This window comes from Pseudomonas sp. IPO3778, assembly GCF_013386825.1.
Taxonomy (GTDB): domain Bacteria; phylum Pseudomonadota; class Gammaproteobacteria; order Pseudomonadales; family Pseudomonadaceae; genus Aquipseudomonas.
The window spans coordinates 159,329-174,557 of sequence record NZ_JACARC010000030.1 but is presented as its reverse complement, the minus strand read 5'-3'; the positions used below and the strand labels follow the sequence as shown (position 1 = coordinate 174,557).

Sequence of the window (15,229 nt, the reverse complement as noted above, 5' to 3'; positions counted from 1 at the left end):
CACTACGCATTCGCGAGCAAGCCCGCTCCCACATTTGGACATCCACTCGCCGTTGGATCACTGCATCCAGGGCGGCGGTGGAGGCTCTTCCGAGGCTTTGCTCGGAGGTGCATCGTCTGCCGCGCGAATCGCCTGGCGACGCTCTTCATCGAGCCGCGCCGCTTCGATCTCGCGGATAACCCCGCCCACGTCAGCCAACTCTTCCGGCTCGTCGAACTCGCCGGTCAAGACGCTGGCCGGGTGCAGAGTGCCGGCTTCGTACAGCGCCCACATCTCCTTGGCGTACTTGGTCTTCTTCAATTCCGGGGCAAAGCGCCCGAAATAGGAAGCCATGTTGCCCACATCCCGCTCCAGCATGCTGAACGCGTGGTTGTTGCCTGCCGCATCCACCGCCTGGGGCAGGTCGATGATCACCGGGCCCGTCGGCGTCAGCAGCACGTTGAACTCGGAAAGGTCACCGTGCACCAAGCCGGTACACAACATCAGCACGATCTGGGTAATCAGGAAGGCGTGGTATTCGCGGGCCTGGTCCGGGTCCAGCGTCACGTCATTCAACCGTGGCGCCGCGTCACCGTATTCATCGGCGACCAACTCCATCAGCAGCACGCCTTCAAGGAAGTCGTACGGCTTGGGCACGCGAACGCCCGCACCGGCCAGGCGAAACAACGCCGCGACCTCAGCGTTCTGCCAGGCGTCTTCGGTTTCTTTCTTGCCGAACTTGGAGCCCTTGGCCATGGCCCGGGCCTGACGGCTGTTGCGGACCTTGCGGCCTTCCTGGTATTCGGACGCCTGACGAAAACTTCGTTTATTCGCCTCCTTGTAGACCTTGGCGCAACGTAACTCGTTGCCGCAGCGCACCACGTAAACAGCTGCTTCTTTACCACTCATGAGTGGGCGCAGCACCTCGTCGACCAGACCGTCCTCGATCAGGGGTTCAATGCGTTTAGGAGTCTTCATCAGCTTTTATTGTGGGTCCTTTATTACCAAACACGCGTATGGCACTCGTTATACGGCAATCCTCTCGCCGCGGGGAGAGGGTACCGACCTTTGACCGCTTAAGAATGCATCCAATATGCCAGATTAATCCGCAATCCCCTGAGGAGCGAGCTTGCTCGCGAAAAACCCGAGGGCGCCGCGTTGATTCAGGATGCCAGCGTCATCGTTAACGACCTTCGCGAGCAAGCTCGCGCCTACAGGGGTTGTTGTTCATCAACAGTACAATTCAGCGCTCAATAATCGCCGTGACGCCCTGGCCCCCGGCAGCACAGATCGAGATCAGGCCCCGGCCCTTCCCGGCCGCGTCCAACAGTTTGGCCAGGTTGGCGACGATACGCCCGCCGGTGGCCGCAAACGGATGCCCGGCGGCCAACGAACTGCCCTTGACGTTCAACCGGCTGCGGTCGATGGCGCCCAGCGGCGCATCCAGCCCGAGGCGGGTCTTGCAGTATTCCGGGTCTTCCCAGGCCTTCAGCGTGCACAACACTTGGGCGGCGAACGCTTCGTGGATCTCGTAGTAATCGAAGTCCTGCAGCGTCAGACCGTTCCTGGCCAACAAGCGTGGCACGGCATACACCGGTGCCATCAGCAGGCCTTCGGCACCGTTGACGAAATCCACCGCAGCCGCTTCGCCATCACGCAGGTAAGCCAGGATCGGCAAGCCGCGCTCCTTGGCCCAGGCTTCACTGCCCAGCAGCACCAGCGAGGCACCGTCGGTCAGCGGCGTCGAATTGCCGGCGGTGAGGGTGCCTTTTTCGCTGCGCTCGAAGGCGGGCTTGAGGCTGGCGAGTTTTTCCAGGGTCAGGTCGGGGCGCAGGTTGTTGTCGCGGGTCAGGCCGAGAAAGGGCGTCAGCAAATCGTTGTGCCAGCCTTCGGCATAGGACGCGGCCATTTTCTGGTGGCTTTCCAGCGCCAACTGATCCTGCTCGGCGCGGGGAATCTGCCAGGTCTGCGCCATCAACTCGCAATGCTGGCCCATGGACAAACCGGTGCGCGGTTCGCCATTGCGCGGCAGTTCTGGCTTGAGGTGATGGGGACGAAGTTGTAACAGGACTTTTAATTTATCCGCCATGGATTTGCTGCGGTTGGCTTGCAGCAGGATTTTGCGCAGGCCTTCATTCACCCCGATGGGCGCGTCGGACGTGGTGTCGACGCCGCCGGCAATCCCGCATTCGATCTGCCCCAGCGCAATCTTGTTCGCCACCAGCAAGGCCGCTTCCAGGCCCGTTCCACAGGCCTGCTGAATATCGTAGGCCGGGGTTTGCGGCGACAGGCGCGAGCCCAGCACACACTCGCGGGTCAGGTTGAAGTCCCGGGAATGCTTGAGCACCGCACCGGCGGCCACCTCGCCCATGCGCAGGCCGTGCAGGTTGTAGCGTTCGATCAGGCCCTCCAGCGCCGCCGTCAACATCGCCTGGTTACTCGCCGTGGCGTAAGGGCCATTGGAGCGGGCGAAGGGGATGCGGTTACCGCCAATGATCGCTACACGGCGCAATTGAGTCATGGAAAGCTCCCTGAAGGTTGTGGGGTGAGTCTTTGAGACTAGCCTAGGCTCAATCGAACGACTTTCACCTCTTGATGGTCCACCGTTTGAACCCCAGCACTCGGAGAGCGTTCCATGTCTGACCGTTATATCGACTTCGCCAACTCCAGCCTCGGCCATCGCCTGGTCGCCGCCATTGGCCTGCCGTCACCGGTACGCCTGGAACGCTGGCAGGCCGGACGCCTGCGTCCGGTGGAGGGTGCGCTGCTGATCGGCGGTGGCCCGCTGGCGACCCATATCCTGCCGTTTGCCAACAAGCTGACCGACGCTATCTATAGCTACGGCACCGAACCGTCCACGGCCACCCCCTGGATTCCCGGCCACGGGCCCAAGCTCAAGGCCGTGGTGTTCGATGCGAGCCAGTTGCAGCACACCGATCAACTCAAACAGCTGCGGGAATTCTTTCAGCCGCTGATGAAAAATCTCGACCACAGTGCGCACCTGGTGATCCTTGGCCGGGCGCCGGAAAGCCTCAGCGACCCGTTCGCCGCCAGCGCCCAGCGGGCCCTTGAAGGCTTCAGCCGCTCATTGGCGAAAGAACTGCGCAGCGGCGGCGTCCTGCAATTGCTGTACGTGGGCGACGGTGCCGAAGACCAGTTGGAAGGTGCGTTGCGGTTTTTCCTCTCGCCCAAAAGTGCCTACATCTCGGGGCAAGTGATTCGCCTGAAGGCCTGCGCGACCCAGGTCGCGGACTGGACCCGCCCCCTCGCCGGGCTTAAGGCACTGGTGACCGGTGCCGCCCGTGGCATCGGCGCCTCGATCGCTGAAACCCTGGCCCGTGACGGTGCCGAGGTGATTCTGCTGGACGTGCCACCCGCCAAAGCCGACCTCGATGCCCTGGCCGCGCGCCTCGGCGCCCACAGCATTGCCCTGGATATCTGCGCCGAAGACGCCGCCACCCAGTTGATCGAACACCTGCCGGACGGCCTCGACATCGTGGTGCACAACGCCGGCATCACCCGCGATAAAACCCTGGCCAACATGACGCCTGAATATTGGGACGCGGTATTGGCGGTCAACCTCAACGCCCCGCAAGTGCTGACCAAGGCGCTGCTGGACAGCGGCACCCTGCACGACAACGGCCGCGTGGTGCTGCTGGCGTCCATCAGCGGCATCGCCGGCAATCGCGGGCAAACCAATTACGCCGCGAGCAAGGCCGGGCTGATCGGCCTGGCGCAAGCCTGGGCGCCGTTGCTGGGTGAGCGCGGGATCAGCATCAACGCCGTGGCCCCAGGCTTTATCGAAACCCAGATGACCGCCCATATTCCCTTCGCCTTGCGTGAAGCCGGGCGGCGCATGAGTTCGCTGGGCCAGGGCGGTTTGCCCCAGGACGTCGCCGAAGCGGTGGCCTGGCTCGGTCAGCCTGGCTCTGGCGCAGTCAGCGGGCAGGCGCTGCGGGTGTGTGGGCAAAGTCTATTGGGAGCGTAAGCATGGAGTGGCACACATTAGGCAGCACCCCCTTTCTGCCGCCGCTGTATTGGCGCGCGGCACTCAAGCGCAAGATCACCGGCACCACGTTGCCCGCGCAGGGGTTGCGCTGCCGGGTCAGCGTGAACCCCAAAGAGGTGGCCGCCTATCGCAAGGTCTGCGGGTTTGCCGAGAGCCCTGTGCTGCCGGCGACCTACCCGCACATCCTGGCGTTCGGCCTGCAGATGCAATTGCTCACCGACAAGGCGTTCCCCTTTCCGCTGCTGGGGTTGATCCACCTGAGCAACCGGATCCGCATTCTGCGCCCGTTGGGCGGTGTGAGTGACCTGACGGTGGGCGTCTACGCGCAGAATTTGCAGGCCCATGCCAAGGGCGCAACCTTCGACATCATTACCACGGTCGAGGATTCACTGGGGCTGCTCTGGGAAGCCGAAAGCCGGATGCTCTGTCGCGGGGTGAAACTCGATGGCGCTGCGGCGGATAACCCAATGCAGGCCGCTGCCAGCGTCAGCGAGTTGACCCGCTGGAAAGCCCCCGCGGATATCGGGCGACGCTACGCCCGGGTGTCCGGCGACTACAACCCGATTCACTTGAGTGCGCTCGCTGCCCAGTTATTTGGCTTTCCCCAGGCCATCGCCCATGGGTTATGGAACAAGGCACGCACATTGGCCGCCCTGAGCGAGCACTTGCCGGCGGCCAATATCGAAATAGACGTCGAATTCAAAAAACCGGTGCGTTTACCTGGCGAAGTGAGCTTATTGACCAGTGCCGCCGGCTCCCGCGGCGAGTTGCAACTAAAGGGCAGCGGGGATATTGAACATATGATTGGCCGCTGGCGCCCGATTTCCTGATTAATTGTATATATACACCTTAAGTAATAGCGGGCTATTGATAGCCCGCTAACTTTATTAACCCCCTGATTTTAAATACATCCCCTTTTCTCCCCCACCCCCTGATACACCCTTGGTATTAGTCACTAAGCGGCCCCGCCCTGCGTGTATATAAATCGTTAATACCAAGTTGAGCGTTGTGCAAAAAAGCACCCGGGTTTGTTATGGCCATAACGGACGAATGTATCGCTGCCCATAGAAACAGCGAACTTCGATAACAACAAAGGCTGTACCAGGTGCAAGGAACTCAATCATGAAAACTCAAGTCGTGTTGTGGAAAGCAAGTACCGCGCTGGCCCTGATTCTGGCAGTAAGCCTCGGAGGCTGCAGCAGCGGTGGTGGTGGTCATCACAGCAGTGTTGCAGCGTCATCTCCGGATTCCGGCAGCGGCAGTGGTACGGGCGGCGGCACGGGTGGTGGTACCGGCGGTGGCACTGATGGCGGCACAGGCGGCGGTACCGGCGGTGGCACCGATGGCGGCACAGGCGGCGGTACTGGCGGAGGTACCGGTGGCGGCACAGGTGGCGGTACTGGCGGAGGTACGGGTGGAGGCACGGGTGGAGGCACCGGCGGTGGTACTGGCGGCGGAACAGGTTCGACCACTCCCCTGGTCACAGGCCAAGTGGTTGGCGCCGTGGGCGGTGTCGTCGGTAATGTCGGCACCGCAGTGGGTGACCTGGGCACAACCCTGACCAGCGTCCCCATTGTCGGCACCACTGCCGGCGGGCTGGTCACGGCGACAGGCACTGCGGTCAACAGCATCGGCAGCGGCCTGACCAATGGCCTGGGTACGCTGGGCACCAATAGCAATGCCTTGGGCACCACCGTAGCCGGTGTGGCCGATGGCGTTGCTGACTTGGGTACCGGCGTGTCCAACACCGGCAAGTCCCTGGGCACCACGCTGGGTGGCATCCCTGTTGTAGGTGGCTTAACCGGAGGTGTGGGCGGCGCAGCAGGCGGCCTGGTTGATCAGGTTGGCCAGGCGGTCACCATGCTCGGCGATACCCTGAGCACTGCCAGCACGACCGGCCCATTGGGCAGCGTGACCAATACCGTCGGTAAAAGCGTACTGGTGCCAGTGGTATCCCTGCTGGAAAACACCACCGGCAACCTTGGCAACAAGACAGGCCTGGGCAACCCGGTCGGTGGCGTACTGGATAAAGTCGGCGCCACTGTCGCAGGCCTTGGCGGCCAGGTAGCCGGTGCCGGCGGCACAGGCAACCCGCTCGGGACGCTCGTAGGCGGTGTGCTGACAGGCGTTGGCACCACCCTTGATAAATCGGGCGGCTATGTCAATCCAACAACCACCACCCCTCAATCGGGCCTGCCTGAACTCGTCGGCGGCATTGTCGCCAACGTGGGCAACGGCCTGAATATCGGCAACACCAACGGCACCGTCAGTGCTGCTGGCGTCACAGGCGGCCAAGTCGGTAACACCGTCGCGTCCCTCGGTACACTCATCGGTGGCAATGGCGTGGCCAATACCGCCGCCAGCGCTCCCATCGGCGGCCTGGCGACCAACGTCGGCGCAGCGCTCAACCCTGTGACCTCGGGTGTTGCAAACCTGACGCAAAACATTGGCACCAGCACCGGGATCGGCGCACCGGTGAACGGTCTGGTCACTCAGGTCGGCGGCGCGGTCAGCAGCCTGGGCACCAACTTGACGGCGGCCAACGCCAACCCGATCACTAACGCCGTGGGCGGTACCCTCAACACAGTCGGCGGCACCGTGGCGTCCGTGGGTGGCTTGGTAACCGGTGGCACTGCCACTGGCGGTGGCGGCCTGCTGGGCGGCTTGAACCTGGGTGCCGGCGCCTCTGCCGGAGGCACTGCAACCACTAACACCGGCGGTGGCCTGGGCGGCTTGCTCGGCGGGCTGACCGGCAAAAAATAGAATTGCACCTGGCCATTAGACGGCCTCCCATACAGCGCCTACGCTTGGTTGAGACGAGAGATTCTGATGAGTCTCTCGTCTTTTTTATTGGCCAGTGAACGGCCCTCCCGAACCGGGCGCCAGAACCCGGCGGGAACCCGCGAAACGCTGCTGCAGTTTGACCATGGAGTGTCCTATGCGCGCCCTCACGCCTTTGTTTCTGCTCACCCTCATTGCTTCCAGCGTCCACGCCGAGACCCTGCCCAGTTTCCTCAACAGCAACGACACCATTCGCAACCTGCCGGTCCCCAACCTCCCTGCCGATGCCTACCGCCCGGTCACACCTCAAACCCAGTTACCGGAACCTGCGGCCACCCAGGGCCAGCCGTTATTGATGGACACCAAAGTGACCATCCGCAAGCTGCAAATCGACGGCGGAACGGTCTACCCGCTCAAGGACGTGGCCCAGGTTTTCGAACCGCTGATTGGCCATGAAACCACCGTCGCCCAACTGATCGAAGCCACCCGCGGCATCACCCGCCGCTACCAGCAGGACGGCTACCTGTTGTCCTACGCCTACCTGCCCGATCAGCGCTTCGAAAACGGCCTGGTGCACGTGGTACTGGTGGAGGGCTACATCAAGGATTACAACGTGCAGGGCGACATCGGTTCAGTCTCGGCCTACATCGACAAGCTGGCGGCCAAGCTGCTGGCCGAGCGCCCGCTGACCCGCAAGACCTTCGAACGCTACACCACGCTGATGGGCCGTATTCCGGGTGTGACGCTGCAGGCGCAAGTGCCGCCGCCGGGCACCACCGATGGCGGCACGCACATGCAGATCCAGGCCACGCGCAAACCCTTCACCAGCAGCATGAGCATGACGGACGACAGCCGTGGCGGCCTTCAGGCCCTGATCACCGCCACCAGCAACTCCCAGACCTCCATGGGCGAGCAACTGAGCGTCAGCGGCCTGTTCCCGCCGGGTGACGACAAAGAGCATTACTACCGCCTGGGCTACAGCCAGTTCGTGAATGCCGAGGGCACCCAGCTGGTCGTCAACGCCGAGCGCTACCGCGCCGACCCGCGCAGCAATGTGCAACTGGACGGCGGCTTTGAACTCAAGCCACACCAGGAAATCGACCGCTATTCCGTCGGCCTCAGCCACCCGCTGATCGCCTCGCCCACCGAGTCATTAACCCTGGGTACGCGGCTCTATGCCGTGGACCAGACCACCCGCTATCAACTGGTGGGCTTCCCCCAACGTTTCGACCTGGAAACCAACCTGCGCGCCCTGGCCTTTGAAGGCGACTGGCGCAAGTCCGACCCGCGCCAATTGCGCATCCTCAGCGCCGGCCTGTACCAGGGCATCGACGGCCTGGGCGCCAAAACCCGCAGTGACCTGGAGGGCATAAAACCCGACATCGACTTCTTCCGCCTGCGCCTCTCGGGCGTGCAGAGCGACAAGTTCTTCGACAATTGGCAAGGCGTGGCATCGGCGGCCTTCTACTGGAGCAACGACACCTTGCCCGACAGCGAACGCGCGACGTTCGGCGGGCAGAATTTCGGGCGGGGTTACCCGGATGACCAAGGCTCGGGCGACAAGGGGTGGGGCGTGGCGTATGAGGTCAACTACAGCTTCAACCGCAGCGGCGAGTGGGTGAGGATCCTGCAACCGTACGTGGTGCTGGACAAGGCCAAAACCTGGTTCAACGACTTGCCGGTCAAGGGCAACAACATGTCATCGGCGGCCGTGGGCCTGCGCTTCGGTGATAACAAGTACTACAACATTGCGCTGGAAGCGGCCAAACCAATGTCAGACATCGCCCTGGACAGCTTCAATCGACGGCCGCGGTACACCCTGAGTTTCAGCTACCAACTCTGAACCCCACTGTAGGAGCGAGCTTGCTCGCGAAGAATGTCCAGACAACGCGGAGAACCAGACTGCCCGCGTTATCGTTGACGTCTTTCGCGAGCAAGCTCGCGCCTACATCAGTCTGATTTTGGGGATGGGAAAAAGGTTGTTGAGGGTGTCGATCAGCCGCACCAGGTAGATCGGCTTGCGAAACAGGTCGAGCACCTGCAAGCGCAGCATGTCACTGACATCATCCATCTCGGCATGGCCAGACATCACGATCACCGGCAGGTGTTGGCGGGAGGTGTGTTCGCGCAGGCGCTTGATCAAGGAAATACCACTTTCCTCGGGCATGCGCAGGTCGGTGATGACCAGGGCGATATCGGGGTGCAGCGTCAGCTCTTGCAAAGCGAAGGTGACCGACGTGGCGGTGAAACAGACAAAGCCCTCATTCTCCAGCGACTCGGCCAGTTCAATAAGGGCGTCCTCTTCGTCGTCCACCAAAAGGATTTGTTGCCGGGGAGACAAAGAGGAGTTCATGGAGAAATGCCTAATGCGCAATAGATCATTCAGCGGGACCCGCACGTGTTTGCGCGAGGACCAGGGTCAGGTATGAATGGCGGCCTGTATGGAAGTAAAGACGTTGGTTATCGCCGTCCGGATGGGTGTAATAAAGGCAGCCAGCGCCACGGCAACCATTGCCGCAACCAGTGCGTACTCAATACCCGATGCGCCCTCTTTCGAATAGAAAAAAATCTGGACTTTGATGAAACCCATACGAATAAGATCAAGGAACATAATGACTTCTCCTTTGCGCCCATGGCGCTGGTACCGCGGCATCACAAAATGATTCCGGTGTGCCACTAGAGCATTGTCAACAAACCCCATACCAACAACTGTAAGAACTGATTAATCACAAAGTATTAGTCGGCCGGTTGGCGCCAAAAATCCAACTTTTACAGAGGTTCTGCAGATATTTTCTGCCCAGTAATGGCATTTCGTCCTAGCTGAACTACCTTCAAATAGCGAAATAGTTAGACGTTCGAAGCGATCCGAATACGCAGGTATTAGTAGGAAAGAGCAGTGGATGCAGCAGGAAAAGGAGAGCCTTCATGAACAGTCGCATTAGCTTGATCCTCGCCGGACTGCTATTGGTGGGTGCGCTGATTGCAGGCTACTGGGGCCTGGTACTCAGCCGCCCTGCCCCTGTCGCACCGCCCGCGACCCCATCACCTGAAGTGGTGCAACCCGTCGCCGAAGACCAGACACGCCAACCCGTGGTAGTCCTGGCCCACGATGTTGCACCGTTTGTTGCACTCACCGCCGCTGACCTGACCCTGGAAAGGCTGCGCACCGTTCCCGCCGGCAGCCTGACCCGCCTCGACCAGGCCGTGGGCAAGGTCCCTTGGCGGCCGCTGTCGGCCGGTACCTGGCTGACCGAGGAGAGCTTCAACTCCGGCGGCCCCCTGGCACGGATGATCCGCCCCAACGAGCGCGCCTTGGCGGTTGCCGTGGATGAAGTGATCGGCGCCAGCGGGCAACTTGCCCCGGGGGACTATGTGGACGTCCTGCTCTTCCTGCGCCAGGAAGCCAGCAACCCGCAGCAGTCCGCACAAGTGGTCGTGCCCGCCTTGCGCCTGCTGGGCGTGGGCGATCAATTGGGGCTGACCAACGATGGCACTCCCGGCACTGCTCCCCCGACCACCGCAGACGAAAAACTCAAAGCACAGCAAGGTCGCACCAGTGCACGCACAGTGCTCCTCGCCGTACCGGAGCAGCTCTTGAGCCGGCTGATGCTCGCTGCCCAATCCGGTGTATTGCGCCTGGCGGTACGCAGTGCTGACGAACAACTGCTGAGCCAATACTGGGCCGGTGAAACGGAGTCCGCGATCAACCTGGAAAACACCAAGCGTGATCTCTACCAGTTCAACCAACTGTCCTTCAGCCAGGCTCCCGCCAACAGCTTCGGCCCAACCACAGCCAGTAGTGCTTCAAAACGCTCGGGTGTCGAGGTAATACGCGGCAACCAGGTGACTCAACAAACGCCCTGAAAGCGCTAAGGATGCCTTGAATGAGCAGTCGTTCCGTTTGGTTTTTTTCGCGAGTATTCGGGGCTCTTTTCACCCTGAGCCTGCCCGTCGGGGCGGCACTCGCAGCGTCAGGTAATTGCGCAGGCCTGGGCCAATTGCCGGCGGTGCTGGAGGTGGGCGAAGGCACTCAACAGGCCATTCAATCGCCAGTCGCAATTACGCGGCTGGCCATTGGCGATCCGAAAGTGGCCGATGTGCAGGTCAATGGCAACCAGGCGTTCCTGCTCACCGGCATCGCCTCTGGCACCACCAGCCTGATGGTCTGGACGGCCTGCTCCAGCAGCCCGCGCCAGAGCATGGTGTTTGTGCAAGGCAAGGCCACCTCGGCCCTGACCAGCCTGGCCCTGTCGCCGTCCGATGACCCGACGCTGCCCAGCCAGGTGCAAACCGACATTCGCTTTGTGGAAGTGAGCCGTACCAAGCTCAAGGAGGCCAGTACGTCGATCTTTGGCCGGGGCGGCAACTTTCTGTTTGGCGCCCCAAACAATGTCGCCAACGCGGCGGCCACAGGATTTCGCGGGCTGCCGGTGAACAACGACACCTTCAACATCGGCTTTGGCGGCGGGCGTGTCTCGGCCATGATCAACGCCCTGGAAAGCAGCGGTTTTGCCTACACCCTCGCCCGCCCGAGCCTGGTGGCGCTCAGTGGGCAAAGTGCGACCTTCCTCGCCGGTGGCGAAGTACCGATCCCGGTGCCCAGCAGCGGCAGCAACACGATCTCCATCGAATACAAAGAGTTCGGCATTCGGCTGACGCTGACCCCAACCGTCATCGACCATGGGCGAATTTCCCTGAAGGTCGCGCCGGAGGTCAGTGAGCTGGACTACAGCAACGCGGTCACCATCCAGGGTATCTCGGTGCCCGCACTGACGATCCGTCGCACCGACACCAGCATCTCCCTGGCCGACGGCGAAAGCTTCGTGATCAGCGGCCTGATCAGTACTAACAACACCTCCAGCGTCAGCAAGTTTCCGGGCCTGGGCGACATCCCCATCCTCGGTGCGTTCTTTCGCGACTCCAGCGTCAGCCGCCAGGAAAAAGAGTTGCTGATGATTGTTACCCCACACCTCGTTCAGCCGCTGGCTGCCAACGCGCAACTGCCCTCGTTGCCTGGGGAAAAACTGCGCAATTACGACCCTAACTGGTACCGCCTGTATTTCCTCGAAAACGGCAATTTCGACCGCCGCAGTGGACTGTCCGAATGAGCGAAAGCCTGAGCCAGACTTTTTTGGCAATTACCCGCAACACCACGGATCTGGAATGGCTCCAGGGTGCACTTGCGCCCTTGGGGCAAGTGGTCAGCGCCGGCGCCGGCAGCCTCGATGAACTGTTGGGGCTGGTGGATGTGACGTTCGCCAACCTGGTGTTCATTGGCCTGGACCGTGAACACGTCACCACTCAGTGCGCCCTGATCGAAGGCGCCCTGGAAGCCAAGCCCATGCTTGCCATCGTGGCCTTGGGCGATGGTATGGACAACCAGCTGGTGCTCAATGCCATGCGCGCCGGCGCACGGGATTTCGTCGCCTACGGCTCACGCTCCAGTGAAGTCGCCGGCCTGGTTCGCCGCCTGAGCAAACGCTTGCCGGCGGTGACCCACAATGCCCATTTGGGCGGGCTGACCGTGCTCTACGGCACCCAAGGCAACGCCGACGGCGCACTGATTGCCAGCCACCTGGCGCTGGTGGTGCAAAAAAGCGGGCAGCAAACCCTATTGCTCGACCTGGGCCTGCCCCTCGCAGACAGCCTGGCGCTGCTGGGGCTGGAAAGCTCATTTCATTTCGGCGATGCCCTGCGCCACTTGCGACGCCTGGACTCCACGCTGATCAACAGCGCATTCACGTCGGCCGAAGCCGGCCTGCGCATCCTCGCCTACCACAACAACGACGAACCGCTGGAGCGTACCAGTGCGGCCGAGCTTTATATGTTGCTCAGCGCCCTGCGCCAGCACTTCCAGCACATTGTGGTGAACCTGACCGGGCAGCCCGACAGCGAAGCCCTGCGCACCTTTGTCAGCCATTGCGACAAATTGCTGTGGTGCACCGACCAAAGCGTACCGGACTGCCGCCGCAACCTGGCGGTGCTCAACCTGTGGCGCGAAAAAGGTATGAAACTGGAGCATGCGCGCCTGCTGGTGGACCGCTACCTGAAAGGCGCCGCCCCGGACTCGGAAGCGCTGGGCAAAAGCTTCGGGCTGGAAGTGATCGCCGTATTGCCCTGGAGCCCGGAGGTGCGCCTGAGTGCCAAAAACCAGGCCCAGACCCTGTTCTCCCTGGCGCCTCGGGAAAGCCTGACACAAGCGTTGCGGGCCTTGGGCGAGCGCCTGGCAAAACGCTCCGAAGGTCTGGAAAAACCCTCCTCCAACTGGCTTAACCGCCTGCTGAGAACCAAATGAACGGCGAAAAGCTGTTTGGTGTTCCCCCACGCGGCAGCGTCGGCAACACCGATCACGACGGCCTGAAACTGGTGCTGCATCGCTACATCATCGATGCCATCGAAGAGTCGGGGAAAAACCTGCTGGAAGGCACCCGCCAATCCCTGGCGCAGTTTGTGATCGACAAGGTGGCCGAGTACATCACGCGCATGCACCTGGCGATTTCCCGCTATGAGATGGAGCGTCTGGCCGAAGAGATCGTCGATGAGCTGACCGGCTTCGGCCCGCTGGAAGTGCTGCTGCGCGACCCGACCGTCACCGAGATTCTGGTCAACGGCCCGCACCGGGTGTTCGTCGAGCGCGACGGCCTGCTGCAGCAGAGTGATTTGCGCTTCATTGACGACCACCATGTGGAGCGGGTCATGCAGCGCATCCTCGCGCCCCTGGGACGGCGGCTGGATGAGTCGTCGCCCATGGTCGATGCGCGCCTGCCCGATGGCAGCCGGGTCAATGCGATCATCCCGCCGATTGCCCTGGACGGGCCCTGCCTGTCGATTCGAAAGTTTCGCAAGGACATGCTCAAAAGCAGCGATCTGGTGGCGATGCAAACCATCGACCAGGCGATTTTCGAGTTCTTCCAGGACGCCGTCGGCAAGCGCTGCAACATCCTGATCAGCGGCGGTACCGGCACCGGCAAAACCACGCTGCTGAACATTCTCAGCCAGTTGATCAACCCCCGCGAACGCCTGGTGACCATTGAAGACGTGGCCGAACTGCAACTGGGCCATCCCCACGTCGTGCGCCTGGAAACCCGCCCGCCCAATGCCGAGGGGCATGGCGAGGTGAAAGCCAGTGACTTGATCCGCAACGCCCTGCGGATGCGGCCCGACCGGATCATCCTCGGCGAAATCCGGGGTGTCGAAGTCATCGACGTGCTGACCGCCATGAACACCGGCCACGACGGCTCGATGAGTACCGTGCACGCCAACAACGCCCAGGACGCCTTGCTGCGCCTGGAGACCCTGGTGGGCCTGACCGGTCGGGTGGTGGCGGAAAAAACCCTGCGGCAAATGATCTGCGCGGCCCTGGACGTGGTGATCCAGTTGACGCGCCTGCCCGACGGCCGCCGTTGTGTCAGTGAAGTGGTGGAGGTGGTGGGCATACGCGAGGATGTGTACGTCACCAACACCCTGTTTCGCCACGACAAGCGCACCGGCTTTGGCTTCCTGCGGGAGGCCGTCAACCCGGCCGGTGACAAGTTGCGCCACGAAGGCCACCTGCCGGTGTAGGAGGCAACCTGATGATCGGTCCTATTTTACTCGCCCTGCTTGCCGTGGCCCTTCTGGTGCTGGGCATCGTCCTGATGCGCAACGGTTTGCGCAAGGCCCGGACCGACCGGGTGCTGGACCGCCTGGCCGAAGGGCAACCCCAGTCGATGAAAGACAACGCGGTGGCCACCAGCCTGGAACGCACCTTTATCCGTGCCGGCCTTGGCAGGCCGACCGAACGCCTGGGCCTGTGGCTGACCCTGTGGGCCGTTGGCGCCCTGTTGGGAGGGCTCCTGGGCCAATGGATAGGCCTGTTCGTGATGGTGGCAGTACCGCCTTTGGCGTTACGCCTGTACATCGCCGTTCGCTACCGGCGCCGGCTGCGCCGCATGATCGAGCAACTGCCCCAGTTGCTCGATCACGCCGTACGCAGCCTCAAATCCGGACGCACCCTCGCGGATGCGATCCTGAGTGGCATCGACGCCAGCGACGACCCGCTGAAAAAATCCATGGGCCGCATCAAGCGCAATGTGCATCTGGGTGTCAGCCTGCCCGACGCGGCTCAAGACTATGCCGAGTTTTATGAACAAGATGAACTGCGCCTGTTTGCCCTGGGGCTCAAGGTCAACCACCGCTATGGAGGCAATGCCAGTGAGCTGCTGGAAAACCTGATCAAGATGATTCGCGAGCGCGACCAGGGCGCCCGGCAATTACGCGCCATGACGGGTGAAACCCGGGTGACCGCGCTGGTGCTCGCGGTGCTGCCGGTGAGTGTCGCGGGCTACTTCCTGATCGTTAACCCGGTGTACCTGATGGCCATGTGGGATGACCACAGTGGCCAACGCCTGATGCTCGGTGCGTTCGCCCTGCAAATCACCGGCTGTGTGGCGCTGTGGCGCATGTTGCGGAGCATCTGAG

General features: G+C 62.0%; 13 protein-coding genes. 9 read left to right on the top strand and 4 right to left on the bottom strand.

Going from position 1 to position 15,229, the window contains the following annotated elements:
* Positions 1–57: 57 nt before the first annotated feature.
* Both HX855_RS15195 and HX855_RS15190 read right to left on the bottom strand, forming a co-directional pair.
* Positions 58–957: a PA4780 family RIO1-like protein kinase gene (locus HX855_RS15195; RefSeq protein WP_010174098.1), complete on the bottom strand. Its 900-nt coding sequence runs from the start codon at positions 955–957 to the stop codon at positions 58–60.
* 265 nt (positions 958–1,222) lie between these two features.
* Entirely contained in the window at positions 1,223–2,500 is a 1,278-nt protein-coding gene (locus HX855_RS15190) for an acetyl-CoA C-acetyltransferase (RefSeq protein ID WP_177083290.1), read from the bottom strand.
* Between the two features lie 114 nt (positions 2,501–2,614).
* Between HX855_RS15190 and HX855_RS15185 the strand changes: the two genes are divergently transcribed.
* The 4 genes from HX855_RS15185 (at position 2,615) to HX855_RS15170 (ending at position 8,612) form a co-directional block, all read left to right on the top strand.
* On the top strand, positions 2,615–3,967 hold the full coding sequence (locus HX855_RS15185) for a 3-oxoacyl-ACP reductase (protein WP_177083288.1): 1,353 nt from the start codon (positions 2,615–2,617) through the stop codon (positions 3,965–3,967).
* Between the two features lie 2 nt (positions 3,968–3,969).
* Positions 3,970–4,818 carry a MaoC/PaaZ C-terminal domain-containing protein gene (locus HX855_RS15180; protein WP_177083286.1) on the top strand — a complete coding sequence of 283 codons (849 nt, stop codon included), beginning with the start codon at positions 3,970–3,972 and terminating at the stop codon, positions 4,816–4,818.
* 292 nt (positions 4,819–5,110) lie between these two features.
* On the top strand, positions 5,111–6,751 hold the full coding sequence (locus HX855_RS15175) for a collagen-like triple helix repeat-containing protein (RefSeq protein WP_177083283.1): 1,641 nt from the start codon (positions 5,111–5,113) through the stop codon (positions 6,749–6,751).
* A gap of 175 nt (positions 6,752–6,926) precedes the next feature.
* Positions 6,927–8,612 (top strand): ShlB/FhaC/HecB family hemolysin secretion/activation protein, encoded by a 1,686-nt coding sequence (locus HX855_RS15170; RefSeq protein ID WP_177083281.1) that lies wholly within the window; start codon positions 6,927–6,929, stop codon positions 8,610–8,612.
* A gap of 102 nt (positions 8,613–8,714) precedes the next feature.
* On the opposite strand, the gene HX855_RS15165 is transcribed toward HX855_RS15170, so the two are convergent.
* Positions 8,715–9,122 (bottom strand): response regulator, encoded by a 408-nt coding sequence (locus HX855_RS15165; protein WP_010174083.1) that lies wholly within the window; start codon positions 9,120–9,122, stop codon positions 8,715–8,717.
* A 66-nt stretch (positions 9,123–9,188) separates the two neighbouring features.
* On the bottom strand, positions 9,189–9,380 hold the full coding sequence (locus HX855_RS15160) for a Flp family type IVb pilin (protein ID WP_177083279.1): 192 nt from the start codon (positions 9,378–9,380) through the stop codon (positions 9,189–9,191).
* 314 nt (positions 9,381–9,694) lie between these two features.
* On the opposite strand from HX855_RS15160, the gene cpaB reads away from it, so the two are divergent.
* The 5 genes from cpaB to HX855_RS15135 are packed head-to-tail and all read left to right on the top strand — an operon-like array spanning position 9,695 to position 15,228.
* Positions 9,695–10,633 (top strand): Flp pilus assembly protein CpaB, encoded by a 939-nt coding sequence (gene cpaB / locus HX855_RS15155; RefSeq protein ID WP_177083277.1) that lies wholly within the window; start codon positions 9,695–9,697, stop codon positions 10,631–10,633.
* Positions 10,634–10,653: 20 nt separating this feature from the next.
* Positions 10,654–11,877: a type II and III secretion system protein family protein gene (locus HX855_RS15150; RefSeq protein WP_177083275.1), complete on the top strand. Its 1,224-nt coding sequence runs from the start codon at positions 10,654–10,656 to the stop codon at positions 11,875–11,877.
* Complete coding sequence (locus HX855_RS15145) at positions 11,874–13,064, top strand: pilus assembly protein (RefSeq protein WP_177083273.1); 1,191 nt, start codon at positions 11,874–11,876, stop codon at positions 13,062–13,064. The genes HX855_RS15150 and HX855_RS15145 overlap by 4 nt, the downstream gene beginning before the upstream one ends.
* Positions 13,061–14,332, top strand: coding sequence for a CpaF family protein (locus HX855_RS15140; RefSeq protein ID WP_177083271.1), 1,272 nt, complete (start codon positions 13,061–13,063; stop codon positions 14,330–14,332). Before HX855_RS15145 ends, HX855_RS15140 begins: the two co-directional genes overlap by 4 nt.
* Before the next feature lie 11 nt (positions 14,333–14,343).
* Positions 14,344–15,228, top strand: coding sequence for a type II secretion system F family protein (locus tag HX855_RS15135; protein ID WP_177083269.1), 885 nt, complete (start codon positions 14,344–14,346; stop codon positions 15,226–15,228).
* Position 15,229 lies beyond the last annotated feature (1 nt).

Excerpts from the sequence above, each read along its gene's own strand:
- HX855_RS15140 (WP_177083271.1), top strand. The coding sequence starts at position 13,061 with ATGAACGGCGAAAAGCTGTTTGGTGTTCCCCCACGCGGCAGCGTCGGC.
- HX855_RS15175 (WP_177083283.1), top strand. The coding sequence starts at position 5,111 with ATGAAAACTCAAGTCGTGTTGTGGAAAGCAAGTACCGCGCTGGCCCTG.
- HX855_RS15150 (WP_177083275.1), top strand. The coding sequence starts at position 10,654 with ATGAGCAGTCGTTCCGTTTGGTTTTTTTCGCGAGTATTCGGGGCTCTT.
- HX855_RS15160 (WP_177083279.1), bottom strand. The coding sequence starts at position 9,380 with ATGTTCCTTGATCTTATTCGTATGGGTTTCATCAAAGTCCAGATTTTT.
- HX855_RS15165 (WP_010174083.1), bottom strand. The coding sequence starts at position 9,122 with ATGAACTCCTCTTTGTCTCCCCGGCAACAAATCCTTTTGGTGGACGAC.
- HX855_RS15180 (WP_177083286.1), top strand. The coding sequence starts at position 3,970 with ATGGAGTGGCACACATTAGGCAGCACCCCCTTTCTGCCGCCGCTGTAT.
- HX855_RS15145 (WP_177083273.1), top strand. The coding sequence starts at position 11,874 with ATGAGCGAAAGCCTGAGCCAGACTTTTTTGGCAATTACCCGCAACACC.
- HX855_RS15170 (WP_177083281.1), top strand. The coding sequence starts at position 6,927 with ATGCGCGCCCTCACGCCTTTGTTTCTGCTCACCCTCATTGCTTCCAGC.
- HX855_RS15135 (WP_177083269.1), top strand. The coding sequence starts at position 14,344 with ATGATCGGTCCTATTTTACTCGCCCTGCTTGCCGTGGCCCTTCTGGTG.
- HX855_RS15190 (WP_177083290.1), bottom strand. The coding sequence starts at position 2,500 with ATGACTCAATTGCGCCGTGTAGCGATCATTGGCGGTAACCGCATCCCC.
- HX855_RS15195 (WP_010174098.1), bottom strand. The coding sequence starts at position 957 with ATGAAGACTCCTAAACGCATTGAACCCCTGATCGAGGACGGTCTGGTC.
- HX855_RS15185 (WP_177083288.1), top strand. The coding sequence starts at position 2,615 with ATGTCTGACCGTTATATCGACTTCGCCAACTCCAGCCTCGGCCATCGC.
- cpaB (WP_177083277.1), top strand. The coding sequence starts at position 9,695 with ATGAACAGTCGCATTAGCTTGATCCTCGCCGGACTGCTATTGGTGGGT.